The organism is Streptacidiphilus monticola (genome assembly GCF_042658505.1).
GTDB classification, from domain to species: Bacteria; Actinomycetota; Actinomycetes; order Streptomycetales; family Streptomycetaceae; genus Streptacidiphilus; species Streptacidiphilus monticola.
Genome location: NZ_JBHSQJ010000054.1, coordinates 19,859 through 46,767 on the forward strand (window position 1 = coordinate 19,859; position 26,909 = coordinate 46,767).

Consider the following 26,909-nt stretch of genomic DNA (forward strand, 5'->3'; position numbering starts at 1 on the left):
AATCCGGGTCAGCCCTTTCCGAGCATGTCGGCCCAGAGAGTGGGGAAGTCGGGCAGGGTCTTGGCGGTGGTGGCGATGTTCTCGACCTCGACGCCGGGCACGACGAGGCCGATCACGGCGGCCGCGGTGGCGAGCCGGTGGTCGTCGTAGGTGGCGAAGACGCCGCCGTGCAGCGGACGCGGGTCGATCCGCAGGCCGTCCTCGGTCTCGGTGACGTCACCGCCCAGGCCGTTGATCTCGCGGGCCAGCGCGGCGAGCCGGTCCGTCTCGTGCAGCCGCAGGTGGGCGATGCCGGACAGGGTTGACGGACCGTCAGCGAGCGCCGCCAGCGCGGCGATCACCGGCGTCAGCTCACCGACCTCGTGCAGGTCGGCGTCGATGCCGAGGACCCGGCCGGAACCGGTGAAGCGCAGCCCCTCGTCCGTGAGCTGGGCCTCGCCGCCCATCCGGGTGAGCAGGTCGCGCAGTTGGTCGCCGGGTTGGCTGGTGCGCTCGGGCCAGTCGGGGACGACCACGGTGCCACCGGTGACCAGTGCCGCGGCGAGGAACGGCGCGGCGTTGGACAGGTCGGGCTCGACGACCAGGTCCCGGCCGAGCAGGGCGCCGGGGGCGACCCGCCAGACGTCGGGCTCGCCGCCGTCCTCCGGCGCGTCCACCTGCGCCCCGGCGGCGCGGAGCATCTCGACGGTCATCCGGATGTGCGGGAGCGAGGGGACCGGGTCGCCGACGTGGCGGACCTCGACGCCCTGCTGGAAGCGGGCGCCGGACAGGAGCAGCGCGCTGACGAACTGCGAGGAGCTGGAGGCGTCCAGGGTGACCGTGCCGCCGACGAGTCCGCCGGTGCCGTGCACGGTCAGGGGGAGCGCGCCGCGCCCCTCGTCCTCCAGGCGGGCACCGAGGGCGCGGAGTGCGTCGATGACGCCGTGGAGCGGCCGCTCGTGGGAGCGCGGGTCGCCGTCGAAGTGGACGGGGCCGTCGGCGAGGGCGGCGACGGGCGGCAGGAAGCGCATGACCGTCCCGGCATTGCCGACGTCCACCGTGGCCGGCCCGGCCAGGGGCGCGGGCAGGACGCGCCAGGCGTCACCGCCGCCGGGCACGCCGGTGGAGGAGTTGAGCTCGTCCTCGACACCGATGCCCATGCGGCGCAGGCCCTCGGCCATCAGCAGGCTGTCCCGGCTGCGGAGCGGACGACGGACGTACCCCGGCTGGGCGGCGAGGGCGGCGAGCACGAGCGCCCGGTTCGTCGCGGACTTCGACCCGGGCACGGTCACCACGGCATCCACGGGCGCGGGCGCGGTGGGGGCGGTCCACAGGTCTTCCGTCACGGCGTCGGTCATGCGTCGAGGTTATCGCGGAGGCCCACCCCGGGGGCGCGCCGCAACCCGGCCGGCTGCTCGCGCGTCAGCGGAGCAGCAGACGGGCGCCCACGGCCAGCGACCCCAGCGCCACCACCATGAAGAAGAGGACCCACAGGAAGCCCGGGGTCCTGGTCAGCCTGCCCAGCTGGTCCGCGTCCGAGTCCCTCGCGCCGCCGTTGGCGCGCTTGCTCTGCAGCTCCAGGACCGGGCGGACACCCGCCACCAGGAGGAACCACACCGCGAGATAGGCGAAGGCGCTCTGCACGTCCACACTGCCGTACCAGGTCACCGCGAAGCAGACCGCTCCGGTCACCAGCACCGACAGCAGGCCGTACGCGTTCCGCACCATCACCAGCACGGCGACGAGGAGGGCGACGACGCTCCACAGCAGCCCCGCCACATGCCCGGCCGCGATCAGCCACGCGCCGCCCAGCCCCAGCAACGAGGGCGCGACGTACCCCGCTGCGGCCGTCAGCACCATGCCGGGACCGTGCGGCTTCCCGGAGGAGACCGTGAGCCCGGAGGTGTCCGAGTGCAGCCGGATCCCGTGCAGCCGACGGCGCGTCAGCACCGCGAGCAGTGCGTGGCCCCCCTCGTGCGCGATGGTGACGATGTTGCGGGTCCAGTGCCACAGCCCCCGCACCACCACGACGACCAGCGCCACGGCGGCCGTGCCCCAGACCACCGTCGTGGCCGGAGCCGGCTGCACACCGGTCACCAGGTTCCAGACATCGCTGACGCTGTGCGGGTGCATCGCCTCGGTTCACCTCATCGAGTGACGGTCGGAAGGACAGGGAGCCTCGCACGCCAGGACGCCGAAAGGCCAACCGCCGGTTCGGGCAGCCCTCTAGTCTTGGGCCGCATGTGCGGTCGCTATGCCTCCAGCCGGAAGCCCGAGGATCTCGTCGAACTGTTCGGCATCGCCCACTGGGAGCCGACGGAGGCCCTGGCCGAGGACTGGAACATCGCGCCGACCAAGCCGGTGCACGCGGTCGTGCAGCGGCCGCTCAAGGGCGCGGGTCCCGAACCGGTGCGTCAACTGCGGGTGCTCCGCTGGGGGTTGGTGCCCTCGTGGGCGGAGAGCCCGGACACCGCGGTCAAGATGATCAACGCCCGGGCCGAGACCGTCCACGAGAAGCCCGCGTACCGCCGCGCCCTCGCCTCCCGCCGCTGCCTGCTCCCGGCGGACGGCTACTACGAGTGGTTCACGCCCGAGGGGCCCGAGGCGAAGAAGCGGGGCCCGAAGCAGCCGTACTTCATCACGCCGAAGGACGGTTCGGTCGCCGCGTTCGCCGGGCTCTTCGAGTTCTGGCGCGACCGCGGCAAGCCGGACGGCCACCCCGACGCCTGGTGGGCCACCTGCGCCGTCGTGACGACGGAGGCCGAGCCCGAGCTGGCGGGGATACACCCGCGCATGCCGCTGATCCTCCCGCCGGACCGCTGGGACGCCTGGCTCGACCCCGCGATCGACACGGCGGAGGAGGCCCGGGCCCTGCTGGCGCCGCCCCCGCGGGGCCTCATGGAGATCCGCCCGGTGTCCCCCGCGGTGGGCAACATCCGCAACAACGGCCCCCACCTCCTCGCCCCCGTGGACCCCTCGGCCGACAAACTCTTCTGACCCTGCAGCACCCTTCAGGGGCGCGAGGAACCGCGCGAGTAACACACCGCTCGGGGAGGTTCGTCCCGCCGATGGGGTCGGACCTCCGCGGGTGGTGGGCCGATCGCGCAGTTCCTCGCGCCCCTGAGGTGCAACGGCGACGTGGGGAATGACCGGACCCCGTCCGGGGTTGTCGTCTTCGTCAGTGAAAACCGCACCCGGAAGGCGCGCGCACATGGTCGCAGCTGCATGCCCCGCCCGCCCAGGACAGGACTCCGCAACGGTCCTGAGCTGGGGCGAGTGGCCCCTTGCGGGCGGCAAGCCCGCAAGCCCGATAGTCTCCTTCACGAGCGGGTCCGCCGTCGCGGACCGCGTCTTCGTGCCTGAGGAGGTGGGTCCGGTCGCCGCGACCGAGGAGCAGCCCGGTACTACCGCTGCCGCCGCTGAGGAGACCGAGGCGGAGCGCTCCGCGCGCTTCGAGCGGGACGCCCTGGGCTACCTGGACCAGCTGTACTCCGCTGCGCTGCGCATGACGCGCAACCCCGCAGACGCCGAGGACCTGCTCCAGGAGACGTTCGCCAAGGCGTTCGCGTCCTTCCACCAGTTCCGTGAGGGCACGAACCTCAAGGCGTGGCTCTACCGCATCCTGACCAACACCTTCATCAACTCGTACCGGAAGAAGCAGCGCGAGCCGCAGCGCACCGGTGCCGACGAGATCGAGGACTGGCAGCTGGCGCGGGCGGAGTCGCACATGTCCACCGGCCTGCGCTCCGCCGAGGCGCAGGCGCTCGACCATCTCCCCGACAGCGACGTCAAGGAGGCCCTGCAGGCGATCCCGGAGGAATTCCGCATCGCCGTGTATCTGGCCGACGTCGAGGGCTTCGCCTACAAGGAGATTGCCGACATCATGGGGACACCCATCGGCACGGTGATGTCCCGACTGCACCGCGGCCGGCGCCAGTTGCGCTCGCTGCTCGAGGACTACGCCCGCGACCGCGGGCTGGTCCCCGCCGGCTCCGGCGCCGGGGACGACACGAAAGGCGCGGACTCATGAGCTGCGGCAACCACCACGAGACCCCCTGCGGTGAAGTCCTCGACCATCTCTACGAGTACCTCGACAACGAGATGGGCGAGGGCGACTGCGCCAAGCTGAAGCAGCACCTCGACGAGTGCGCCCCCTGCCTGGACAAGTACGGGCTGGAGCAGGCGATCAAGGCGCTGGTGAAGCGGTCCTGCGGCTGTGACACCGCCCCGGCGGACCTGCGCGGCAAGGTGCTGGCGCGGATCGAGCGGATCCGGGCCGGCCTGCCGGTGGAGGGCGAACTGGTCACCGGTGACGCCGCCGTGTTCGTCGCGGAGTCGGCGAGCGAGTAGTCGGCCGGTGCTGCGCCCGCTCGGCGGGCGCAGCCGGTCAACCTGACGCGTCAACACGTCGCGTACCCGGCAGATTGGTTCGTGGCCCTGGGCATCAATGTCCGGGGCCACGGGTATGCAGGGCCCCGGGTGAGCCACCGCTGGTTCACTCGATCGGGTAAGACGCCGGTGCGGGGCCGCTTCCGATCCCTAAGCTCCCGCACAGGGGCAGCCCGCCTCTCGGGAGAACAGCGGAGGCCCGCGATCGACACCAGGACCACGACCTCGCGGGTCTTCGTCGGGGTCACCACGCTCTGCGCGCTCGGCTGCGCCCTGCTCGCCGGTGAGCCGGGGCCGCCGGTCACCCTGGCCGGCACGGCGCTGCTCTTCGCCGGGACCGTCGTACTCGCCCGGCCCCAACTCGCCGCCGCGCCCGAGGGACTGACGGCCTGTCTGCCGCTGACGCTGGCGGCCGCACTGCTGCTGCCCCCCGGCAGCGCCGTCCTCGCGGTCGTCCCGGGTGCGCTGCTGGTACCCACCGCAGGACGGCTGCGGCAGGCGTGGAACGCCGGACAGCTGGGTCTGGCGGCAGGCGTCGCGTCCGCCGTGTTCGGCGCCCTCGGCGGCCCCCGCTCGCTGCGCGAACTCCGGTTCCCCGCACTGCTGGTGGACGCTCCGGCCGCCGCGCTGGCGTTCTGCGCCGCAGGAGCGTTACTCCTCGGTGCCGTCCGCGCGCTGGCCGAGCGCACCGCCTGGCTCGCCGGGACGGCCCGGCTGCTGCTGGGCACCCTGCCGATGGCACTGCCCCAGGGGCTGGCCGCACTGCTCGTCGCGCTGCTCTGGGCGGGGGAGTTGGGCCCGTGGCCGGTACTGCTCGTCGCACTGGTGCTACTCGCCGCGGTGCTCTCCGACTCCCACGCCCGACGCGGCCGCGCGGCGCACCAGGCCGCCGTGCGGGCCCTGGTCCAGGCCGTCGAGATCAAGGACACCTACACCCGCGGGCACAGCGAACGGGTCAGCCGGGCCGCCGTGCTGATCGCCCGTGAGCTGCGGATGGCCGAGGAGCGCGTCGCCTCGCTGCGGGTCGCGGGCATCCTGCACGACGTCGGCAAGCTGGGCGTGCCCACCCGCGTGCTGCGCAAGAGCGGCCCGCTCAGCGACGCGGAGTTCGCCGCGGTCGAGCGGCACCCCGGCTACGGGCACGAGATGGTCCGCGGCATCGACGCGCTCGGCGAGGCCCGGGCGGGGATCCTGCACCACCACGAGCGGATGGACGGCCGCGGTTACCCGATGGGCCTGGCGGGGGAACAGATCCCCGAGTTCGCCCGGGTGATCGCGGTGGCCGACGCCTTCGACTCGATGACCTCCACCCGCTCCTACCGCCGCGGCCGGCCGGTGCCCGAGGCCGTGGCCGAGCTGGAGCGCTGCGCGGGCAGCCAGTTCGACCCCCGGATGGTCGACGCCCTGGTCCGCGCCCTGGCCGTGGAGCCCTGGCAGCCGGCCCCGGCCGCGCCCGGCGACGCCGACGCCCCGGACCTGCCGCTGGGGCTGCCCGCCGCCCGGTCCGCGCCGGTGCGGGAGCGGCGGTGAGGTCGGACTGCCGGTTCCGGGCCGTGGGCCTGGTCCTGCTGGTGGCCGGGCTGCTGGCGGCGGCCGTGGACGCGACGGGCCTCTGGGGGCTGCCCCTCGTCGGTGCGGTGGCGCTGATCGCCTGGTTGCCGGTGCGCCGCGGCCTGCAGGCCCGGCGCACGGTGGCCCAGACGGTCGACTCCCTCGCCCGGGCGACCGAACTGGCCGGATACACCCTTCCGGGCCATGCGCGCCGGGTCTGCGCCACGGCGCACGCCGTGGGGCGCGAGCTCGGCCTGCGTGGACCAGCTCTGCGGACGCTGGAGCAGGCCGCGCTGATGCACGACGTCGGCCAGCTCTCGCTCGTCGACCCGGTGCCCGGCGGCGCCACCGCGCTGCTCTCGCGGGAGGAGCGCCGACGGATCGCCCGGCTCGGCAGCGAGGTGGTCCGGCAGAGCGGGGTCGCCCCCGAAGTCGCAGCGGTGGTGGCCCAGTTGGGTGAGCCGGCGGCGACCGACGCGGCCTCGGGTGCGGCCGAACTCCCGCTGGCCACACGGATCCTACGCGTCGTCAACGACTTCGACGACCTGGCCAGCGACGACCCGGGCCCGGCCCGTCGCGCCGAGGTCCTGGCCCAACTGCGGCGCGGTGCCAGGCAAGGCGAGTACGACCCCCGAGTGGTGGCAGTCCTCGCCCGGGTGGCCGAACCGGCCTCTCCTCGATAGTCGGCAGCGGCGCGACCGGAGGACGTGATTGGATGCAGGGGTGAGCATGGCGATGGGTCGATTCGTCGACTCGCTCGCCGGGCAGAGTGCGGTAGCAAGGGGCATACGCAGCTACGCATAGCGGTGCTGCGTGAGGGGACGTAGCGTGCAGCCGGGGGCATCTCCGGACCGACGAGTGGGCAGGCCGAGGTGAAGATCTTCAACCGAGCACGGCAGAGGCCGTCCGCCACCTGGCGGCAGACGACCGACCGGGCCTTCACGCTCATCGGCGACGGTCGCCTCGACGACGCCGGAGCGCTGCTGGTCCGCGCCGCGGACCTGGAGCCCTGGCTGTCCGACTCCTGGTTCAACCTGGCGCTGCTGCACAAGTTCCGCCGCGACTGGGAGTCCGCCCGGACGGCCGGTCTGCGGGCCGTGGCGCTGCTCGACCGCGACCACGGCGCCCCCGACTGGTGGAACCTGGGCATCGCCGCCACCGCCCTCCAGGACTGGGCGCTGGCCCGCCGTGCCTGGCAGGCCTACGGGCTGCGGGTGCCGACGGGCGAGGGCCCGCTGTCGCTGGACTTCGGCACGACGCCGGTGCGGCTGTCGCCGCAGGGCGAGTCCGAGGTCGTCTGGGGCCGCCGGCTCGACCCGGCCCGGGTCGAGGTGCTGTCCATCCCGTTGCCGTCCTCCGGCCGCCGCTGGGGCGAGGTCGTCCTGCACGACGGTGCCCCGCACGGGGAGCGGGTGGCGGACGGGGTGCCCTACCCGGTGTTCGACGAGATCGAGCTGTGGGCGCCGTCCCCCGTGCCGACGTACGTCGTGCTGGTCCAGGCCGCGACGGAGGAGGACCGGGACGCCCTGGAACGCCTGGTCTCGGAGGCCGGCTACGCGGCCGAGGACTGGACGTCGAGCGTCCGGCTGCTCTGCCGGGCCTGCTCGGAGAGCAGGATGGCCGCCGACGACGGCCACACGGAGCATCACGACCCCCACGACGACGGCCAGCTGGGCCACCTGTCGCACGGCGGGGAGCTGTGGATCCCCGAGCGGGAGTGCGGTGTGGCCGCCCCGGCGCACCTCGTGCGGCGGCTCCTGGACCGCTGGGCCGCGGCCGCGCCGGAGGCGCGGGCCTACCGGGACCTGGAAGAGGTCTGCTGACTCCGGTCACCCCCGCAGGCACGCGAGGAACTACGCGAGCAACCCACCACCCAAAGAGGTTCGACCGTTGATCGGGGACGGACCTCCGCGAGTGGTGGGTTGCTCGCGCAGTTCCTCGCGCCCCTCACCGGGTGGTTACTGTTGGGGGCGAAAGGTGCAGCTTCGAGCGAGGATCGGGATGACGGACGAGGTCGAGCAGGTCGAGATGAAGGTGGTCGGCGAGGAGCCGGACCGGTCGAAGGGGACGGTGCGGCCGATCACCGTCGTCGGGAACCCGGTGCTGCACCACCCCTGTGCCACCGTCACCGAGTTCGGGCCCGAGCTGCAGGCCCTCGTGGACGACATGTTCGTCAGCATGTACGCCGCCGACGGCGTCGGCCTCGCGGCGAACCAGATCGGCGTCGACCAGCGCGTCTTCGTCTACGACTGCCCGGACGACGACAACGTCCGGCACATCGGCGTCGTGGTCAACCCGGTGCTGGACGACCTCGAGCCGTCCCGGCGGGTGCTGGACGACGGGAACGAGGGCTGCCTGTCCGTGCCCGGCGCCTACGCCGAGCTGCCGCGTCCCGACTACGCCGTGGTTCGTGGTCAGGACGTGCACGGCAAGGACATCGTCGTCGAGGGGACCGGCTTCTTCGCCCGCTGCCTGCAGCACGAGACCGACCACCTCAACGGGTACCTCTACATCGACCGCCTGTCCAAGCGCGACCGCAAGGACGCCCTGCGGCAGATGGCGGAGAGCACCCCCAAGTACCAGACGGTCCCGAACGACTGACCCACCGACACGGGCTTATCCGCGCCTGACGCCCCGGTGGGAGATCCTTGGGGTCATGACCTCCGTTGACCTGGACGACCAGGACCGGCAGACGGCCACCAGGGGCGTCGGCGCGGGCCGGGCGATGACCTGGTTCCTGATCATCACCTCGGCCCTGGGGTTCGTCGCCTCGTTCACGCTCACCTACGAGCGGTTCAAGCTGTTCACCCAGCCCGGGTACCGTCCCAGCTGCAACCTCAACCCGATCATCAGCTGCGGCAACGTGATGACCACCCACCAGGCCGCGGTCTTCGGCTTCCCGAACCCGCTGCTGGGCATCGCCGGCTTCGCGGTCACCCTGGCCGTCGGGTTCGGGCTGCTGGCGGGGGCCCGCTACCGGCGCTGGTACTGGATCGGGCTGAACATCGGCACGCTCGCGGGGCTCGTGCTGATCTGCTGGCTGGTCACCCAGTCGCTGTACAGCATCGGCGCGCTCTGCCCCTACTGCATGGTGGTCTGGGCGGTCATCTTCCCGATGTTCTGGTACGTCACCCTGCACAACCTCAGGCACGGGATCATCCCCACGCCCGCCTCCTGGCGTGACAGCCTCGACGCGGTGCTGACGCTGCACTGGTTCGGGCCGCTGCTCTGGTACCTGGTGATCATCGGCATGGTGCTGGTCCGCTTCTGGTCCTACTGGCGCACCCTCGTCTGACCGCCCGGTGGCCAACGGTGCTGCTGCGCAAGACGGTTGCGCAGCAGCACCGCGTCGTCCGCGACGTGAGGGGTGCGGACTAGAAGTCGTCGTCGAAGCTGACCGAGCCCTCGACGGCCACCTGGTAGGCGGAGACCCGGCGCTCGAAGAAGTTGGTCAGCTCCTGGACGTTCTGCAGCTCCATGAAGGCGAACGGGTTCTCCGAGCCGTACCGCACCGGGAGGCCGAGGCGGGCCAGCCGCTGGTCCGCGACGCACTCCAGGTACTGCCGCATCGACTCGGTGTTCATGCCGGGCAGACCGTCGCCGCACAGGTCCCGCGCGAACTGGAGCTCGGCCTCGACCGCCTCCTCCAGCATCTGCGTGATCTGACGGCCCATCTCCTCGTCGAACAGCTCGGGCTCCTCGGCCCGCACCGTGTCGACGACCTGGAAGGCGAAGTCCATGTGCATGGACTCGTCGCGGAACACCCAGTTGGTGCCGGTCGCCAGGCCGTGCAGCAGGCCGCGGCTGCGGAACCAGTACACGTACGCGAACGCCCCGTAGAAGAAGAGTCCTTCGATGCACGCGGCGAAGCAGATCAGGTTGAGCAGGAACCGACGCCGGTCCTCCTTGGTCTGCAGGCTGTCGAGCTTCTCGACCTCGTTGATCCAGCGGAAGCAGAACTGCGCCTTCTCGCGGATCGAGGGGATGTTCTCCACCGCCGCGAACGCCGCAGCCCGGTCCTCAGGGTCGGGCAGGTAGGTGTCGAGCAGCGTCAGGTAGAACTGGACGTGCACGGCCTCCTCGAACAGCTGGCGGGACAGGTACAGCCGCGCCTCGGGCGAGTTGATGTGCTTGTAGAGCGTCAGCACCAGGTTGTTCGCCACGATCGAGTCGCCGGTCGCGAAGAAGGCGACGAGCCGGCCGAGCAGGTGGCGCTCGCCCTCGCTGAGCTTGGCCAGGTCGGCCACGTCGGAGTGCAGGTCCACCTCCTCCACGGTCCAGGTGTTCTTGATGGCGTTGCGGTAGTGCTCGTAGAAGTCCGGGTACCGCATCGGACGGAGCGTCAGCTCGAAGCCCGGGTCGAGAATGTTCTTGTGGTCACTCATTACTGGCAGGCCTCGCAGGACTCGGGGTTCTCCAGGGAGCAGGCGATCGCCTCGGCGTCCTGCACCACCGGAACGGACGTGGTGGCGGCCCGCGCGATCCGGGTGGCCGGGCGCGAGCGCAGGTAGTAGGTGGTCTTCAGGCCGACCTTCCAGGCGTACGCGTACATCGAGCTGAGCTTGCCGATGGTGGGCGAGGCCATGAACAGGTTGAGCGACTGGCTCTGGTCCAGGAACGGCATCCGCGCCGCCGCCAGATCGATCAGCGCGCGCTGGGGCAGTTCCCAGGCGGTGCGGTACAGCTGCTTCAACTCGGCCGGGAGGCCCGGGATCTCCTGCGCCGAGCCGTTGGCCTCGCGCAGCTCCTCGCGGGTCAGCGCGTGCCAGAGGCCGAGCTGCTTGAGGTCCTTGACCAGGTACGGGTTGACCTGGAGGAACTCGCCGCTCAGGGTCTCCCGCTTGAACAGGTTGGAGACCTGCGGCTCGATGCACTCGTAGACGCCGGCGATGGACGCGATGGTCGCCGTCGGCGCGATGGCCAGCAGCAGCGAGTTGCGCAGCCCGGTCCCGGCGATCCGCTCCCGCAGCGCGGCCCACCGCTCCGGCCAGGCGAGCTCGGTGCCGGCGAAGTGGTCGACGTGCAGCTGACCGCGGGCCGCCCGCGTCTCCGCGTAGGCGGGGTGGCGGCCCAGGCGCTCCGCCAGGTCGCTGCTGGTCTCGTAGGCGGCCAGCATGATCCGCTCGGCGATCTTCGTGGACAGCGCCCGGGCCTCGGCGGAGTCGAAGGCGAGCCGCAGCTTGAAGAAGACGTCCTGCAGCCCCATGACGCCCAGACCCACCGGCCGCCAACGGGAGTTGGAGGCCCCGGCCTCCGGGGTCGGGTAGAAGTTGATGTCGACGACCCGGTCGAGGAAGGTGACGGCCGTGCGCACCGTGGCGTCCAGCCGCTCCCAGTCGATCTCGCCCGAACTCGTCACGTGGGCACCGAGGTTGACCGAGCCGAGGTTGCACACGGCGGTCTCGGAGTCGTCGGTGACCTCCAGGATCTCGGTGCACAGGTTGGAGGAGTGGACCGTGCGACCGGGCAGGGCCGTCTGGTTGGCGGCGCGGTTGGAGGCGTCCTTGAAGGTCATCCAGCCGTTGCCGGTCTGCGCCAGGGTGCGCATCATCCGGGCGTAGAGCGTGCGCGCCGGGACGGAGCGGACCGCCTTGCCCGCCTGCTCGGCCTTGCGGTAGGCGGCGTCGAACTCCTCACCCCACAGGTCGACCAGCTCGGGCACGTCGCCCGGGGAGAACAGCGACCACTCGGTGTCGGCCTCGACACGGCGCATGAACTCGTCCGGGATCCAGTGCGCGAGGTTGAGGTTGTGGGTGCGCCGTGCCTCCTCGCCGGTGTTGTCGCGCAGCTCCAGGAACTCCTCGATGTCCGCGTGCCAGGTCTCCAGGTAGACGCAGGCGGCGCCCTTGCGGCGGCCGCCCTGGTTGACCGCCGCCACCGAGGAGTCGAGCGTGCGCAGGAACGGGACGATGCCGTTGGACTGCCCGTTGGTACCCCGGATCAGGCTGCCGCGGGAGCGGATCCGCGAGTAGGAGAGGCCGATGCCGCCGGCGTGCTTGGACAGCCGGGCGATCTGCGCGTAGCGCGTGTAGATGGAGTCCAGCTCGTCCAGCGGCGAGTCCAGCAGGTAGCAGGAGGACATCTGCGGGTGCCGGGTGCCGGAGTTGAACAACGTGGGGGAGGAGGGCAGGTAGTCGAGGCGGCTCATCAGGCCGTACAGCTCGGCCACCTCGGCGACGGACTTCGCGTCGCCGCCCACCTCCAGGCCGCAGGCCACCCGGAGCATGAACTGCTGCGGGGTCTCGACGACCTGACGGGTGATCGGATGCCTGAGCAGGTAGCGGGAGTAGACCGTGCGCAGGCCGAAGTACTCGAAGCGGTCGTCCCCGGCCGGGTCGATCACGGCGTCCAGCGCGTCGGCGTGGGCGGCGACGAAGGCGGCGGTGGCGTCCCCGATCAGGCCCTCGCGGTGGCCGACGGCGACGGCGGCGGCGAAGCAGGTCGCGCCCTGTCCGGCGGCCTCCTCGCGGATCTGCTCGGCGAGCAGCCGGGCGGCGAGCCGGGAGTACTGCGGGTCCTCGGCGATCAGCGCGGCGGCGGCCTCGATGGCCAGTCCGCGCAGCTCGGCGTAGTCGGCGCGCGCGCTGCGTCCGCGCAGGGCGGCGGCCGCCACCTTGCCCGGGTCCACCTCGGGGAGGTCGGCGGAGCGCTCGGTGAGCGTCTGCAGCAGCGCGGCGCCGGGGCCGTCGGGGACGTCCGTCGTTTGCTGGGGCAGGGTGGGGACGGCTGTGTCCGTCATGTCGCGCTCCTCGTCGGCGGCCGGGTCCTACGGGTCGTCACCGGACCAGGGCGCGAGGGCATGAGGGCAGCGCGCAGCGCCATCCCCGGCCCACCCGCGAGGCCCGGACGTGCAGCACCCCGCGCAGGCAGGACGGAGTGCACCGTCGGCAGGCATTCGGACTCGCGGACAACGCCGCTCACCGCTGCGGGGCAGTCCCGGACTCGCACCGGGTTCCCCTGCGTCGACAGCGAGATGAGCATACATCTAGGGGCGGCGTCTCTGACGCACCCCCAGATGTTGTGTCGTCAGTCGGTCAGTTCCCGTGCATAGGTCATGAGTTCGACCCCCGGGACGGGCGACCAGTCCCGGTCCGGGGTGCGCACGAAGCCCTCGCGGTCGTAGATCCGGTGGGCGAAGACCATGCTCTTGTGGGTGCTCATCACGATCCGCGACAGCCCCAGCTCCCGGCCGCGGTCGAGGACCGCGCGGACCAGCAGCAGGCCGACCCCGCGGCCGCGGGCACCGGGGGACACCGCGAGCATGCGGAACTCGCCCTCGTCGTCCACCGCGAGGTCCGCGTAGGCGGAGCCGGGCGGCGCGAAGGTCACCGAGCCGAGGACGGCGCCGGTCTCCTCGTCCACGGCCACCAGCAGCTCGGCGCGGGCGGCGCGGTCGGCCGTGTCGCGGATCACCGACTCGTAGCGACCGCCGCGTTCGGTGTGCCCGTCCACGATGAAGGCCTCGGCCACGAGGTGCCCGACCTCCTCGAGCTCGGCGGGGCGGACGGGACGGACGACGATTCCGGTGCTGGTGCTGCTCACCGGGTCATTCTGCCTGACCCCGGTGGACCACCCGCGCTGCGGGCCTGCCGGCCCGGTGTCAGATTCGGAGGGTGACCCCCTTTCTGAGACTGCGTCAGCTCGCTGCCGCAGGCGCCGTGGCCCCCCTGGTGGCGCTGGCTGCTCCGGCCGTCCCGGCGGTGGCCGCGGTCGCCCACCCCGTCCAGGCCGTCCGCACCCCGCATGCCGCGCCGAAGTCCTGCGCCGCGTCGGCGTCGTCGCTGCCGGTGTCGATGAGACTGACCGGCCTGCGGCGGCGGTACGTGGCCGGCGGCCGCCACTGGTCGACCTTCCGGCTTCGGGTCCACAACCGGACGGCGCTGCGCTGCCCGGTGACGACCGTCCTGGCCTACGCGGCCCGCCAGGGCGGGCTGCGGCCGGACAGCGTGCAGTTGCAGTGGCGGCGGAGCGGGCACTGGGTACGGGTGCCGGCCAAGGTGCAGTTGGGCGTCCTCCTCGCCCTGGCCGGCCCGCGCGGGGGACTCGACCTCAGGGGCCACGCGAGGAGCCAGGTGCGGCTGCGCATGCGGTTCCCCGCGGACGCGCCGAAGGGGGAGTGGGTGACGCTGTCGGTCGGCTTCACGCCGCTGACGGACAGGACCGGGGCCACGTTGCCGTGGCCGGTGGGGGTGTCGGACCCCCACGTGTTCCGCGTGGTCGGTACCGGCCACCGCCCCTCTGGCGCACCGCGGTTGGCCGAGACGGGCGCGGACGCCACCTCGACCCTCGCGCTGTGCACCGGCGCGGTCGCCTGCCTCGCCTCCGGCGCGGCCCTCCTGCGCCGCAGGCGCCCGTAGCCGCGCGAGCAACCCACCTCAGGGGCGCGAGTTCCTCCCCCTACCCTTCGGGCGGGGGTGCCCCCAGCGCCCCTGGGGATGGTGCAGCTACAGGTGGGGGAGCGTGTTCCACGCGGTCAGGGTCAGGCCCGCCGCAGGGGAGGGGCGGGACCAGTGGGTGACGCTGGTGTTGGCGACGGCCGGGAGGCCGGCCAGCTCCTCCTCGGGCAGGTCGTCGAGGATGTGACGCAGCATCAGAACCGTGGCGTCGTGTGCCACCACCAGCACGCGCCGGTCCGGCTCCGACTCGTACAGGTCCCGCAGCGCGCTCCGCACGCGAAGGGCCACATCGGCCAGCGACTCCCCGCCCGGAGGGCGCCAGCGGAGTTCGCCGAGTCGCCGCCGCCGCTCCGCCTCCTCCGGGTGGCGCAGCTCGATCGCCGCCGAGGTGAGCATCTCCAGGATGCCCAACTCCCGGTCCCGGAACCGCTCTTCGACGACCACCCCGGGCTCGGGCAGGCCCGCCGCCGCGACCTCGGCCAGCGCGATCTCCGCCGTCTCCACCGTCCGCAGGTAGGGCGAGACCCAGACGCTGTCCGGGGTACGCCCGCCGCACAGCCAGCGGCCCAGCGCCGCCGCCTCCGCGCGGCCCCGCGCGGTGAGGCGCAGGTCGGCGTCGCGGCAGGTGATGCCGACGTCGAGGGCGCCGGCGGCCTCCGCCGCCGCGAACGCGGCGTTCGCCGTCGACTGTCCGTGCCGGACCGCGGTGAGCGCGGCCGGGCCGGGGAGGCCGGGGAAGAGCCGCCGCGGTGCGCCGCGCCGGGCCGCTGCCGGGTAGGGACGCGGCTGCGGGCGCGGGTGCGGATCGGTGAGTGCCACAGACAACCCCCTGTGTCTCCGTGTCGGAACGGCCACGGGCCGCCGTCCCCAGTGTGCGGGAGACGGCGGCCCGGACGTAGGGCGCACAGGGTGGTGATCAGGTAGCGAGGGGCGCGATCTCCGGCGCGGTGGCCTCGTCGGCCGCCTCGACCAGGTAGTCCTCCGGGCGGGTCTCGTCCGGCTTGTCGCCGGCCTTGACCGCCCGCAGCACCACCGTCAGCACCACGGTCACCAGCAGGTTCAGCACCAGGGCCGTGACGCCGATGTAGCCGGTCTGCCCGATCAGCGGGATGTTCGCCGCGCTGCCGCCGAAGTGCGAGTGGGGCTTGCCGGCCGCGTGGACGCCGTACGCCGTCCAGGTGCCGTAGGCCATGCCCGCGGCCCAGCCGGCGAGCAGCGCCCAGCGGTGGAACCAGCGGAAGAACAGGCCGCCGACGATCGCCGGGAAGGTCTGCAGGATCCAGATGCCGCCCAGCAGCTGCAGGTTGATGGAGAACTGCTTGTCGATGCCGAGCACGAAGCCCAGCGCGCCGACCTTCACCACCAGCGAGACCAGCTTGGCCACCTTGGTCTCGTCCGCCGCCGTGGCGTCGGGCTTGAGGAACTCCTTGTAGACGTTCCGGGTGAACAGGTTGGCCGCCGCGATCGACATGATGGCCGCGGGCACCAGCGCCCCGATGGAGATGGCGGCGAAGGCCACGCCCGCGAACCAGGACGGGAAGAGCTGCTCGAACAGCTGCGGGATCGCCAGCTGGGCGTTGTAGCCCTTGACGCCCTTGCCGATGCCGGCCGCGATGGCCATGAAGCCCAGCAGCGAGAGCAGGCCCAGCATCAGCGAATATGCCGGCATGATCGCCAGGTTGCGCCGCACGGTGTCCCGGCTCTTCGCCGCCAGCACGCCGGTGGCCGAGTGCGGGTACATGAACAGCGCCATCGCCGAGCCCAGCGCCAGGGTGGCGTAGGCCCACTGCGCCTGCGGGCCGGTGACCAGGGCGCCGCGCGGCTTGCCGGTGGCTGGGTTGGGTTGCGCGAAGGCGGTGGCGGCCTGGTGGAAGATGTGGCCGTAGCCGCCGAGCCGGATCGGGATGTAGATGACCGCGACGATGACGACGATGTAGACCAGCGTGTCCTTGACGAACGCGATCAGCGCCGGAGCCCGCAGGCCCGAGCTGTAGGTGTAGGCCGCCAGCACCGCGAAGGCGATCAGCAGCGGCAGGTCCTTGCCCCAGCTGCTGGAGCCGCCCACGTGCAGGGTGTCCAACACCGCCTGGATGCCCACCAGTTGGAGCGCGATGTAGGGCATGGTGGCCAGGATTCCGGTCAGCGCCACGGCCAGCGCCAGCCCCCTGGAGCCGTAGCGGCCGCGGGCGAAGTCGGCCATGGTGACGTAGCCGTGGGACCGCGCCACCGACCAGAGCCGGGGCAGGAAAAGGAACACCAGCGGCCAGGCCACGATCGTGTAGGGCACCGCGTAGAAGCCCTGCGCGCCGACGCCGTAGATCAGGGCCGGGACGGCGATGAAGGTGTAGGCCGTGTAGAGGTCGCCGCCCAGCAGGAACCAGCTGACCACGGTGCCGAAGCTGCGGCCGCCGAGGCCCCATTCGTCGAGGTGCAGGGCGTTCTGCGCGCGGCGCCACCGGGCGGCGACGAAGCCCACCACCGTGACCAGGGCGAAGAAGAGCACGCAGACGGTGAGGGCCACCCAGTCGGTCTTCATCGACGCCTCGCCTCCTCACGCTTGAAGAGGACGTAGGCGATCCCGGTGAAGACCGCGGAGACCACGACCCAGGCCAGCTGGTACCAGTAGAAGAAGGGGATGCCGAGGAATTCGGGCGTGGTCCTGGCATAGGAGCTGACCCACAGCAGGGCCACGAAGGGGGCCGCCAGCAGCACCGCGCACACGATGCGTGTGGGCGTCACCACCGGCGGCCGGGGACGTGCCGATTCGTTGCTCAACGTGCGACTCCTCTGGGTGGAGGGCGTACTGACCGAACGTCAAGCGGCGAATCTAGGGCAATGATCGGCACACGTCACTAGGGTCGGCGAACTTTCCCGGCACCGGGGGCGTCGCGGCTCGGGCGGCTCAGCCCTCCGGGCGGCGCAGCCGGGCCGTGAACTTGTAGCGGTCGCCTCGGTAGACCGAGCGCACCCACTCCACGGGCTCGCCGGCGGAGTCGAAGGAGTGCCGGGAGAGCATCAGCATCGGCAGGCCCACATCCGTCATCAGCAGGCCCGCCTCGCGGGGGGTGGCCAGCGAGGTCTCGATGGTCTCCTCGGCCTCGGCGACGGAAACGCCGTAGACCTCGCTCAGCGCCGCGTACAGCGAGTTGTGCCGGACCAGATTGCGGCGCAGCGCCGGGAAGCGCTTGGCCGAGAGGTGCGCGGTCTCGATGGCCATCGGGTCGCCGTTGGCCAGGCGCAGGCGCTCGACGCGCAGCACCCGGCCGCCGGGCCGGATGTCCAGCAGCGCGGCCAGCCGGTCGTCGGCGGTGACGTAGCCGACCTCCAGCAGCCGGGAGGTCGGCTCCAGCCCCTGGGCCCGCATGTCCTCGGTGTACGAGGTGAGTTGGAGTGCCTGGGACACCTTCGGCTTGGCCACGAAGGTGCCCTTGCCCTGGATCCGCTCGAGTCGGCCCTCGACCACCAGCTCCTGCAGCGCCTGACGCACGGTGGTCCGGGAGGTCTCGAACTCCAGCGCGAGCGTGCGCTCCGGAGGGACGGGCGTCCCCGGCGCCTGGGTCTGCGTGATCTGCAGCAGATGCCGCTTGAGCCGGTAGTACTTGGGGACGCGCGCCGTGCCGCTGGCTTCCTGCGTTTGGGCCGGCTCCACGCCGACGCCCCCATCGGTCGTCATCGGATCTCTCGTTCCTCTCGGGCTGGTGCCCATATGTTGTCACGGTTCCCGCCCCCGAGGGCGGCTGCGCCTTCGCCCGGCGGCGCTCAGGCGACCTGCGAAACTGCGGCGCCGGGACCCGCCAGGGCCTCGGCCGCGGCCTGGCTGCAGACCCGCGAGCCGCCGAAGGTGGTGAGCACGGTGACGCCCCGGTCCGCGAAGACCTCCTCCACGCCGTAGGCCGTGCCGATCTCCACGACCACCGCATCCGGGCGGACGGCCGTCAACTCCAGTGCGGCACGCTTCATCCACTCGTGGCGGTGCAGGTCGCGGACCACCAGGACGAGGGGGCGGCTCACCGCCGCGCCGAGCAGGGGCGCGGTGTCGACGACGCCGTCCGCGCTGTCCACCGCCATCCGCAGCAGGCCCAGGCCTTCCACCTGGGAGGCGGGAGCGCAGACCCGGGTCACCGTGGTGCCCGGGATCAGCCGGCCCAGCGGGCCGGCCACGCCCCACGGCGTCTCGTCGCCGACGGCGATGTTGGCGGCGGGGGAGAACTCGACCACGTGCGGAACGCCCTTGAGCGGGAGGAGTTCCCCGCGCACGCGCAGCGCCCGCCGGGCCGCGGTCAGCCCGATGCCCCGGGTCACCTCGGGGGCCGATCCGGCCCGCACCTCCCGGGACCACCGGGCCACGGCCCGGTTGCGCTCGGCCGCTTCGTGCAGCCGCTCCTCCGGCAGCCGGCCCTCGCGCACCGCCCACAGCAGCGCGTCGCGCAGGTAGAGGAAGGTCGCCTCGTCCTGGAGGCCGCCGCCGACGCAGATGGTGTCCGCGCCGCAGGCGATGGCCTTGACCGTGCCCTCGGCGATGCCGTGCGTGCCGGAGATGGCGCCCATCTCGATGCCGTCGGTGACGATCAGCCCGTCGTAGCCGAGCTCCTTGCGGAGCAGGTCGGTCAGGATCGCCCGGCTCATGGTGGCGGGCAGGTCCGGGTCGTAGGCCGGGAAGAGGATGTGCGCCGTCATGATCGACTTCACGCCCGCCGCGACGGCCGCGCGGAACGGGGCCAGATGCTCGCTGAACACGTCCAGCGGCAGGTCGATCCGCGGCAGGCCGAGGTGGGAGTCGGCGGCGGTGTCCCCGTGGCCGGGGAAGTGCTTCGCGCAGGCCGCCACGCCGGCCGACTGCAACCCCCGGACGTAGGAGGCGGTGTGACGAGCCGCCAGCTGGCCGTCGCCGCCGAACGAGCGGACCCCGATCACCGGATTGTCCGGGTTGGTGTTGACGTCGGCGTCCGGCGCGTAGTTGAGATTGATGCCCGCCGCGGCCAGGTCGACCCCGATGGCCCGGGCGACGCCCTCGGTCAGCTCGGTGTCGTCCACCGCCCCGAGCGCCAGGTTGCCCGGGTAGGAGGAGCCGGTGACCACCTCGAGGCGGGTGACGTCGCCGCCCTCCTCGTCGGTGGCGACCAGCAGGTCGGGGTTGAGCGCGTACATCGACGCGGTCAGCGCGGCGACCTGGTCGCGGTCGCGGATGTTGCGGCCGAAGAGCGCGACGCCGCCGAGTTCGCCTGCCTCCAGGCGGCGTCGCACCCAGCCGGGTGCCGTGAGGCCGGTGAAGCCTGGCTGGAGCACCGCGCCGGCGTCGCGCAGTAGCTGGGCGGTGTCCGGGCCGGGGTTCGTCATGGGTCCTTCCTTGCGGCTCTCAGGGCAGAAGCGGATGGTGACGGCTGGTCAGCCCTTGACGGCGCCGGCCGTGAGGCCGGATGCGACGCGCTTCTGGAAGAGGACGAAGAGGATGATCACCGGCAGCGAGATGAGCAGGGCTCCGGCCATCTGGGCGCCGTAGTCGGCACCGTGGGTGGGCGAGGCGGAGAAGCCGGTCAGCCACACCATCGAGGTCTGCTTGTTGTTGCTGGACAGCATGGTGTTGGCGATGACGAACTCGTTCCACGCCTGGATCCAGCAGTAGATGCCGGTGGTCACCAGTCCGGGGACGGTCAGCGGCAGGATCACGCGGACGAAGGCGCCCCAGCGGGTGCAGCCGTCCACCATCGCCGCCTCGTCCAGCTCGGCCGGGATGTTGACGATGAACGAGCGCAGCGTCCAGACCACGTAGGGGATGGTGAAGACCAGGTAGGCCAGCATCACGCCGAACATGGCGTCGTACAGGTGCACCTTGGTCAGGATGAAGTACATCGGGATGACCAGCGCCAGCAGCGGGACCATCTGCACCACCAGCATGCTGACGATGAAGAAGTTCCGGCCGCGGAACCGGAAGCGGGCCACGGCCACCGCGCCAAGGAAGCCCACGACCAGGCCCATGAGCACCGAGCCCAGGGTGATCACGGCGGTGTTGCGCAGCGTCGGCAGGAAGTTGCCGTCGTCGAAGACGGTCTGGAAAGCGCTCCAGCTGATGTGCGTCGGCCAGAAGGTCGGGTTGGCGGTCAGCAGGTCGTGGTTGGACTTCACCGTGGTGATGACCATCCAGTAGAGCGGGAAGCCCATCACCGCGGCGAAGCCGAGGGCGATGGTGTTCCACACCGGGGTCATCCAGCGCCGGCGCCCGACGGCGTCGTCGTTCCTGGACCTGCGGAGGGCCTGCGCCGGCGTGGCCGGGATCGGCTCGGTCTGGGTCGCCATCAGTCCTGCTCTCCGATCTTGATGACCTGGCGGATGTAGAACACCAGGACGGCCAGCATCAGCAGGATCATCGAGATGGAGATGACCGAGCTCCGGCTGTAGTGCGAACTGGCGAAGCCCTGCATGTACAGGTAGATGCCCATGACCCGGTAGCCGGGCTCGGGGGAGTTCTGGCGCAGCGACCAGATCTGCCCGAAGCACTGGAAGTCCCAGATGAAGCTGAGCGCCGCGCTGAGGATCAGGAAGGGGCGGATCACCGGGATGGTGACGTGGCGGAAGCTCTGCCAGGGCGAGGCTCCGTCGATCTTCGACGCCTCGATGAGCTCCTTGGGCACCTGGGTCATCGCCGCGTTGAGGCCGATCACCAGGAACGGCAGCGCCCCCCAGACGACGGCGACGGCGCAGACGAAGTACAGGCCGGTGCTCTGGTTGGCGAACCAGTCGTGGTTCAGCCACTTCCTGCCGCCGCCGAAGAGGTAGACGATGTAGTCCGCGACGCCGCCGGTGTTGGCGAAGATCCAGCGGAACACGGTGCCGGTGACGATCGCCGGGATGGCCCAGACGAACATCAGCACGGTGACCACGGTGACCTTCACCCAGGAGGAGACCCGCTGCAGCAGGGCCGCCATCGCCAGCGAGATCGCCATCGAGGCGACGACCACCTCGGCCGTGAAGATGACGGTGCGCCAGACGACCTGCCAGAACTCGCCGCTGCCGAGCACGGTGGTGAAGCCGTCGAAGCCGATGTACTTCACCATCGTCGGCATGCTCAGCAGCACGTAGCTGTTGACGTTCTTGAAGGCCAGGTCGATCAGGTTGTAGAGCGGGTATCCGAGGACGCCGACCATCACCAGCGCAGCGGGGATGATCAGCAGGTACGGGATGTACGTCTCGCGTGCGTTGGCGCCTCTTGCCTTGCGGGGCTTGGGAGTTGTCGCCTGAGGACCGTCGCTCGAGGAGGGCCGGTCGGTTACTGTCGCACTCATCAGGGTCCTTCCCCGGAGCCTGCAGGGTCTGGATGGCGCGGTGCTTCCGCACACAGGGGCAGGGCGGCCGGTGGACGAGCCACCGGCCGCCCGGAGTCCTACTCGCTACGGGAGGGTCAGCCCGCGTTGATGTCGGTCAGGATGGTGGTCTGAGCGGTGGTCAGCTCGGAGGTCACGTCCTTGCCGGTGGCGATGTCGCTCAGCGCGGTCTGCAGCGCGACCTCGTCGGAGGTCTGGCTCCAGAACGGGGAGTTCGGGATGAACCAGGTCTTGCCGCCGGCCGCGTTGGCCGCCGCCTCGTTGGCCGGGGAAGCGGCCTTGTAGGCGGAGAGCAGGGTCTTGTTGTTCGGGATGGCGAACTTCGCCAGCGCCGTCTGCTGCGCGGTGTTGGTGAAGATGCGCAGGAACTCCGCGCCCAGGCCCGGGTTGGCGGCGTGGGTCGGGACGGCCAGGTCGGAGCCGCCGAGGAAGGCCGGCGCCGGGGAGTCGGCGGTGGCGCCCGGAAGCGCGAAGGTGCCGAGCTTGTCGGCCAGCTTCGGGTCGCCCACCTTGGGGTCGATGACCGAGCTGAGCTCCCAGCCGTTGGCGACGATGGCCGCGATGTTGCCCTTGGCCATGCGGGCGTCCTGGTCGGACTCGTCGACCGTGGTGCCGCCGACCGAGTAGTTCTTCTGGAAGTCGTCCCAGGTCTGGATGCCCTTGACGAAGCCGGGGTCGGTCAGGGTGCCGGTCCACTTGGAGCCGTCGGAGGAGGCGATCACCTTGGACGGGTCGCTCATGTACGCGGCGCCGAAGGAGAGGGCGGCGTACCAGTTCTTGCCCGGCAGGTAGAGCGCGGAGAAGTTGGGGACGTTGGCGTTCTTGGCCTTGACCTTGTCCAGGTCGGTCTTGAACTCGTCCAGGGTCTTCGGGGTGCTGGTCACGCCGGCGGCGGCGAAGAGGTCCTTGCGGTACAGGACCGTACGGACGCCCGCGTAGTAGGGGATGGCGTAGGTCTTGCTGTGGTCGGCGCTCTCACCGGAGGCGGCCAGCGAGTCGAGCCACTGGGCGGAGTTGTCGAACTTCGACTTGACGGAGGTCAGGTCGACGAAGGCACCGGACGCGATGTACTTGCCGGTCTGGGTGTTGCCCAGCTCCAGGGCGTCGGGGGCGTTGCCGGAGAGCAGTGCGGTGTCCAGCTTGGTGCCGTAGTTCGGCCAGTTCTGCCACTCGATCTTGACTTCGGCGCCGGTCTCGTCCTTGAACTGCTTGACCGCCGCGTTGACGACGTCCGGCCAGCCCTTCTGCGCGTCCTGCATGAGCCAGACGGTGACGGTCTTGCCCTTGCCGTCCGTCGACAGGAGGGCCTGGGACTTGGTGCCGCTGCCGCTGGAAGAAGAGGAGCATGCGGCGGCCGTCAGCACAGTGGCGAGCGCGGCTGCCGCGGCAATCTTGCGCTTCAAAACATCCTCCTGAGGATGGCGAGAAGGTGGCACCGGAGACCGCGGAGAATGTCCTGAGCCTTGACCGTGCCGAATGTGAGAGTGCTCAATGGGAGGGCGTGCGCCTCAACTCTCCGACGCAGCCACCTGATTGGTGTAGACCAGTGCTCGGAGATTGGCATGGACCAATGAGGGGCGTCAAGGGCTCTCGGCGGAAGCGTTCAAGCCGTTACCAATGCTTGATCCGCAGGTGAACGCATGGGGATGAAACGGGCGTAACCAGCTTCCGGGACTACTGGTTTCGAGCCGGTAACGGCTCGGGTCCTCTTTCGGCAACGACCTTGACCGGTCTTTAAGGTCCAGACCAGACTCCCGCGCACTGGTCCAGTCCATTCCGAGGCCCAGGCAGGATCCTCCAGCAGGGAGACTCATCGATGCGTCGGCTCTCGTCGGGGGGGGGCACCGCCGCCGCCGCNCTCGGGCTGCGGCCTCGTGGCTGCCAAGAGTTCCGGACCGGCCAACTACAACGGCCACACGCTCACCGTCTGGATCATGCAGGGCGACGACCAGCAGCAGTGGATGGACAGCGTCCGCGCCGACTTCCAGAAGGCCTATCCGGGCGCGGACGTCAGCTTCCAGGTGCAGCAGTGGAGTGGCATCCAGCAGAACCTGAGCATCGCCCTGGCCTCGGTCGACCCGCCGGACGTGGTGGACATCGGCAACACCCAGACCTCCTACTACGCCTCCACCGGCGGCCTGCTCGACCTCGGCCCCTACCTGGACGAGCTGGGCAGGAGGCAGTGGACCGAGTCGATGAACAAGTCCACGCTCTACCAGGGCAAGCAGTACGCCGCCCCCTGGTACGCCGGCAACCGAGTCGTCCTCTACAACAAGGACCTGTGGGCCAAGGCCGGGCTCACCTCCGTCCCCAAGACCCGGGCCCAGTGGCTGTCCGACCTGTCGAAGCTGCAGAACACCGCCGGCGTCTCCTCGGCGCTGTGGCTGCCCGGGCAGAACTGGTACGCCTTCGACGGCTTCCTCCAGGACGAGGGCGCCCAGTTGGTGAAGAAGGACACCGCCTCCGGCACCTGGACCGGCAACCTCGAGACGCCGGCGGCGATCCGGGCGGTGCAGTTCTTCAAGCAGCTCCAGTCCTACGGGAACGCCCCCAAGGACCAGGACGAGGCCCACCCCATCCAGGCCGACCGCTTCGCCCAGGGCGACATCGCCTCGATGATCGCGATGGGCTGGGAGGGGGAGGAGGCCGTCAAGAAGAACCCGAAGCTGGCCGGCAAGCTCGGCTGGTTCCCGATCCCGGGCAGGACGGCGGACAAGCCGGCCGCGACCTTCCTGGGCGGTTCGAACCTCGGCGTGGCGCTGAACACCCGTCAGAAGGAGCTGGCCATCGGGTTCCTGAAGATCGCGCTGGACGACCGCAACGAGGCGCTGTTCGCGAAGGCGTCCGGCTTCCTGCCGAACCGCGCCTCGCTGGTGTCCGCCCTGAAGGCGAACCCCTACGGTCAGGCGGCGGCCCAGGCGATCGACGAGGCCGGCTACACCCCGCTGGTGCCGACGTGGGGCAACGTCGAGGCGTCCCCCAACCCCATCGTGACCAAGTTCCTCACCCCCTACCTCCAGGGCAAGGTCAGCGCGGCCCAGGGGGCGGAAGCCGCGAACGCGGTCCTCTCGGACCGGCTCAGCTGGCAGTAGCGGTCCCCGCCCCGCGAGGGGCGGGTGCAGGCGTCCTCGCCGTCGGCGGGGGAAAGCACAACGGGCCGGGGGCCGGAGCGGGACCCTCAACCCGCTCTGGCCGCCACGGCCCGAGGCTTCGTCGGCCTGGCGCGTCCGTCCTGCCCCGCGCGGGTGTGCGGTCCCGCGAAGGCGATGGAGGAACGAACCGCCGACGGTGGGAACGGCCGCCGCGCGGTCAGGGCAGATAGCGCGTCTTCGGTGCCGTTCCTTGGTGCTGAGTCGATTGTGGACTAGACCAATCCCGGTTGTCCAGACCACTGGGCCAATTCGTGCCGACGTGACCGCGACCCGTTCGGGGAACTCGGGAGGAACAGGGCCGACCTGGACGGATACGCTCGGGACATGCCTTCCCTGAACGAGCTGGTGCGCCATCACACCTCGCTGGAGCCCGCCGACGTCGAGTGGATCCACCTGCTGGTCTCCGAGTGGCAGCTGCTCTCCGACCTCTCCTTCGCCGACCTGGTCCTCTGGGTCCCCACCCGGGACGGCACCCGCTACGTCTCGCTCGCCCAGATGCGGCCCAACACCGGCCCCACCTCCTACCAGGACGACATGGTCGGCCACCTCGTGCCGCGCGGACGCCGGCCGCTGCTCGACATAGCCCTCGACGAGGGCCGGATCGTCAGGGAAGGCGACCCCGAGTGGCGCGAGGACGTCCCGGTGCGCGTCGAGTCCATACCCGTCCGCCGCGAGGGCCGGGTGCTCGGCGTCATCGCCCGGAACACCAACCTGCTCACCGTCCGCACGCCCAGCCGACTGGAGCTGACGTACCTTCAGAGCGCCTCCGACCTGGCCCAGATGATCGCCAACGGCGCCTTCCCCTTCCCGGGCGAGCAGGTCGACATGGACGCCAGCCCCCGCGCCGGCGACGGCCTGCTCCGGCTGGACGCCGACGGCATCGTCACCTACGCCAGCCCCAACGCGCTCTCCGCCTACCACCGGCTCGGCCTCGCCGCCGACCTGGTCGGGCTGCACCTCGGCAAGACCACCACCGATCTGATCCCGCCCAGCCGCGGCCCCGTGGACGAGGCACTGGTGAAGCTCGCCAGCGGCTGGGCGCCGCGGCAGACGGAGGTGGAGACGCCGGACGCGGTGGTCCAGCTCCGCGCGATTCCGCTGCGCCCCAAGGGCGAGCACATCGGCAGCCTGGTGCTGCTCCGCGACGTCACCGAACTGCGGCGGCGTGAGCGCGAGTTGATGACCAAGGACGCCACCATCCGGGAGATCCACCACCGGGTGAAGAACAACCTGCAGACGGTCGCCGCGCTGCTGCGGCTGCAGTCCCGCCGGATGGACTCCGACTCCGCGCGGGCCGCCCTCGACGAGGCGGTGCGCCGCGTCGGCTCGATCGCCATCGTCCACGAGACCCTCTCCATGGCGCTGGACGAGCACGTCGCCTTCGACGAGATCGCCGACCGGGTGCTGGCCATGGTGATGGAGCTCTCCCAGGACGGCCGGGTGACCGCGCGCCGGAGCGGCAGCTTCGGCATCCTCTCGGCCGAGGTCGCGACGCCCCTGTCGATGGTGCTGACCGAGGTGCTGCAGAACGCCCTCGAGCACGCCTACGGCCCCAAGGCCGGGGGTGTGGTGCAGGTCACGGCCGCCCGTGAGGGCGAGGACCTGCTGGTCGAGGTGGCCGACGACGGCCGCGGCCTGCCCGAGGGCTTCGACCCGCAGACCGCCGGCAACCTGGGCCTGCAGATCGTGCGGACCCTCGTGGTGGGGGAGTTGGGCGGCACCTTCGACATGACCGCCGTCCCGGCGGGCGGCACCTGCGTCGGGCTCAGGATCCCGCTGGGGGAAGGGAACTGACGGAAGCTCGGCGCCGGCCCCGCGCCCGATGCGGGAGCCACGGCGCGGGCAGACAGAAGCGAGGCCCTGCCGACCGGGGGGGAGGGTCGGCAGGGCCTCTCAAGCCTGCTCCGGCCGTCGGGGGGAGTCGGCCGGAGCAGGGGCTCTGATGCGGGGTAGCCAGCTCCCGCGGTTTTCGCACTCGCGGCTGCCCCTCGTTCCTGACGGTATCAAACTCTGCAGGACGATGAGCAACACGCTGGGTATGCGTTGCTTCGGAAAGTGCCCGACTTGTACTTCTTGCGGTGGTCCGGCACTCGATCAAGGGCTGATCAGGAGGTGCTTGGTGA

24 protein-coding genes and 1 riboswitch are annotated in these 26,909 nt (G+C 71.3%); of the genes, 11 read left to right on the forward strand and 13 right to left on the reverse strand.

The window, feature by feature from the left end; translation table 11 throughout:
* Positions 1 to 8: 8 nt before the first annotated feature.
* Positions 9 to 1,337, reverse strand: a complete 1,329-nt coding sequence (gene aroA, locus ACFP3V_RS13790) for a 3-phosphoshikimate 1-carboxyvinyltransferase (protein ID WP_380583273.1) — start codon at positions 1,335 to 1,337, stop codon at positions 9 to 11.
* 64 nt (positions 1,338 to 1,401) lie between these two features.
* Positions 1,402 to 2,112 (reverse strand): M50 family metallopeptidase, encoded by a 711-nt coding sequence (locus ACFP3V_RS13795; protein WP_380583274.1) that lies wholly within the window; start codon positions 2,110 to 2,112, stop codon positions 1,402 to 1,404.
* 108 nt (positions 2,113 to 2,220) lie between these two features.
* Here ACFP3V_RS13795 and ACFP3V_RS13800 point away from each other — a divergent pair, with 108 nt between their 5' ends.
* From ACFP3V_RS13800 to ACFP3V_RS13835, 8 genes are all read left to right on the forward strand, one after another.
* Entirely contained in the window at positions 2,221 to 2,976 is a 756-nt protein-coding gene (locus ACFP3V_RS13800; protein ID WP_380583275.1) for an SOS response-associated peptidase, read from the forward strand.
* A gap of 370 nt (positions 2,977 to 3,346) precedes the next feature.
* The gene (locus ACFP3V_RS13805) at positions 3,347 to 4,009 is read left to right on the forward strand and encodes a sigma-70 family RNA polymerase sigma factor (protein ID WP_380583314.1); all 663 of its coding nucleotides are present in this window, start codon (positions 3,347 to 3,349) and stop codon (positions 4,007 to 4,009) included.
* Entirely contained in the window at positions 4,006 to 4,329 is a 324-nt protein-coding gene (rsrA, locus tag ACFP3V_RS13810; RefSeq protein ID WP_380583276.1) for a mycothiol system anti-sigma-R factor, read from the forward strand. Before ACFP3V_RS13805 ends, rsrA begins: the two co-directional genes overlap by 4 nt.
* A 129-nt stretch (positions 4,330 to 4,458) precedes the next feature.
* Positions 4,459 to 5,898 (forward strand): HD-GYP domain-containing protein, encoded by a 1,440-nt coding sequence (locus ACFP3V_RS13815; protein ID WP_380583277.1) that lies wholly within the window; start codon positions 4,459 to 4,461, stop codon positions 5,896 to 5,898.
* Positions 5,895 to 6,602: an HD-GYP domain-containing protein gene (locus ACFP3V_RS13820; RefSeq protein ID WP_380583278.1), complete on the forward strand. Its 708-nt coding sequence runs from the start codon at positions 5,895 to 5,897 to the stop codon at positions 6,600 to 6,602. Before ACFP3V_RS13815 ends, ACFP3V_RS13820 begins: the two co-directional genes overlap by 4 nt.
* A 189-nt stretch (positions 6,603 to 6,791) precedes the next feature.
* Positions 6,792 to 7,742 (forward strand): tetratricopeptide repeat protein, encoded by a 951-nt coding sequence (locus ACFP3V_RS13825; protein ID WP_380583279.1) that lies wholly within the window; start codon positions 6,792 to 6,794, stop codon positions 7,740 to 7,742.
* A gap of 178 nt (positions 7,743 to 7,920) precedes the next feature.
* Complete coding sequence (def, locus tag ACFP3V_RS13830; protein WP_380583280.1) at positions 7,921 to 8,520, forward strand: peptide deformylase; 600 nt, start codon at positions 7,921 to 7,923, stop codon at positions 8,518 to 8,520.
* A gap of 55 nt (positions 8,521 to 8,575) precedes the next feature.
* Positions 8,576 to 9,214, forward strand: coding sequence for a vitamin K epoxide reductase family protein (locus ACFP3V_RS13835; protein ID WP_380583281.1), 639 nt, complete (start codon positions 8,576 to 8,578; stop codon positions 9,212 to 9,214).
* A gap of 79 nt (positions 9,215 to 9,293) precedes the next feature.
* Here the strand turns inward: ACFP3V_RS13835 and ACFP3V_RS13840 are convergent, their stop codons facing one another.
* The 3 genes from ACFP3V_RS13840 to ACFP3V_RS13850 all read right to left on the reverse strand — a co-directional run bounded on the left by ACFP3V_RS13840 (position 9,294) and on the right by ACFP3V_RS13850 (position 13,461).
* Positions 9,294 to 10,304, reverse strand: coding sequence for a ribonucleotide-diphosphate reductase subunit beta (locus ACFP3V_RS13840; protein WP_380583282.1), 1,011 nt, complete (start codon positions 10,302 to 10,304; stop codon positions 9,294 to 9,296).
* The gene (locus tag ACFP3V_RS13845) at positions 10,304 to 12,658 is read right to left on the reverse strand and encodes a ribonucleoside-diphosphate reductase subunit alpha (RefSeq protein ID WP_380583283.1); all 2,355 of its coding nucleotides are present in this window, start codon (positions 12,656 to 12,658) and stop codon (positions 10,304 to 10,306) included. Before ACFP3V_RS13845 ends, ACFP3V_RS13840 begins: the two co-directional genes overlap by 1 nt.
* A gap of 130 nt (positions 12,659 to 12,788) precedes the next feature.
* Positions 12,789 to 12,901: riboswitch (cobalamin riboswitch) on the reverse strand.
* Between the two features lie 44 nt (positions 12,902 to 12,945).
* Entirely contained in the window at positions 12,946 to 13,461 is a 516-nt protein-coding gene (locus ACFP3V_RS13850) for a GNAT family N-acetyltransferase (protein ID WP_380583284.1), read from the reverse strand.
* A 71-nt stretch (positions 13,462 to 13,532) separates the two neighbouring features.
* Here ACFP3V_RS13850 and ACFP3V_RS13855 point away from each other — a divergent pair, with 71 nt between their 5' ends.
* Positions 13,533 to 14,276 (forward strand): hypothetical protein, encoded by a 744-nt coding sequence (locus ACFP3V_RS13855; RefSeq protein WP_380583285.1) that lies wholly within the window; start codon positions 13,533 to 13,535, stop codon positions 14,274 to 14,276.
* A gap of 87 nt (positions 14,277 to 14,363) precedes the next feature.
* Here ACFP3V_RS13855 and ACFP3V_RS13860 read toward each other — a convergent pair whose 3' ends face one another.
* From ACFP3V_RS13860 to ACFP3V_RS13895, 8 genes are all read right to left on the reverse strand, one after another.
* On the reverse strand, positions 14,364 to 15,134 hold the full coding sequence (locus ACFP3V_RS13860) for a histidine phosphatase family protein (RefSeq protein WP_380583286.1): 771 nt from the start codon (positions 15,132 to 15,134) through the stop codon (positions 14,364 to 14,366).
* Between the two features lie 97 nt (positions 15,135 to 15,231).
* Complete coding sequence (mctP, locus tag ACFP3V_RS13865; protein ID WP_380583287.1) at positions 15,232 to 16,851, reverse strand: monocarboxylate uptake permease MctP; 1,620 nt, start codon at positions 16,849 to 16,851, stop codon at positions 15,232 to 15,234.
* Positions 16,848 to 17,090, reverse strand: a complete 243-nt coding sequence (locus ACFP3V_RS13870; protein WP_380583288.1) for a DUF3311 domain-containing protein — start codon at positions 17,088 to 17,090, stop codon at positions 16,848 to 16,850. The genes mctP and ACFP3V_RS13870 overlap by 4 nt, the downstream gene beginning before the upstream one ends.
* 127 nt (positions 17,091 to 17,217) lie before the next feature.
* The gene (locus tag ACFP3V_RS13875) at positions 17,218 to 17,988 is read right to left on the reverse strand and encodes a GntR family transcriptional regulator (RefSeq protein WP_380583289.1); all 771 of its coding nucleotides are present in this window, start codon (positions 17,986 to 17,988) and stop codon (positions 17,218 to 17,220) included.
* A gap of 86 nt (positions 17,989 to 18,074) precedes the next feature.
* Positions 18,075 to 19,652, reverse strand: coding sequence for a glycoside hydrolase family 3 protein (locus tag ACFP3V_RS13880; RefSeq protein WP_380583290.1), 1,578 nt, complete (start codon positions 19,650 to 19,652; stop codon positions 18,075 to 18,077).
* A 48-nt stretch (positions 19,653 to 19,700) separates the two neighbouring features.
* Positions 19,701 to 20,609 (reverse strand): carbohydrate ABC transporter permease, encoded by a 909-nt coding sequence (locus tag ACFP3V_RS13885; RefSeq protein ID WP_380583291.1) that lies wholly within the window; start codon positions 20,607 to 20,609, stop codon positions 19,701 to 19,703.
* Positions 20,609 to 21,595, reverse strand: a complete 987-nt coding sequence (locus ACFP3V_RS13890; protein ID WP_380583292.1) for a carbohydrate ABC transporter permease — start codon at positions 21,593 to 21,595, stop codon at positions 20,609 to 20,611. Before ACFP3V_RS13890 ends, ACFP3V_RS13885 begins: the two co-directional genes overlap by 1 nt.
* Positions 21,596 to 21,711: 116 nt before the next feature.
* Positions 21,712 to 23,037, reverse strand: a complete 1,326-nt coding sequence (locus ACFP3V_RS13895) for an extracellular solute-binding protein (RefSeq protein ID WP_380583293.1) — start codon at positions 23,035 to 23,037, stop codon at positions 21,712 to 21,714.
* A 471-nt stretch (positions 23,038 to 23,508) separates the two neighbouring features.
* On the opposite strand from ACFP3V_RS13895, the gene ACFP3V_RS13900 reads away from it, so the two are divergent.
* Positions 23,509 to 24,726, forward strand: coding sequence for an extracellular solute-binding protein (locus ACFP3V_RS13900; protein WP_380583294.1), 1,218 nt, complete (start codon positions 23,509 to 23,511; stop codon positions 24,724 to 24,726).
* A gap of 384 nt (positions 24,727 to 25,110) precedes the next feature.
* The gene (locus ACFP3V_RS13905) at positions 25,111 to 26,580 is read left to right on the forward strand and encodes a sensor histidine kinase (protein WP_380583295.1); all 1,470 of its coding nucleotides are present in this window, start codon (positions 25,111 to 25,113) and stop codon (positions 26,578 to 26,580) included.
* The last annotated feature ends 329 nt before the right edge of the window (positions 26,581 to 26,909 follow it).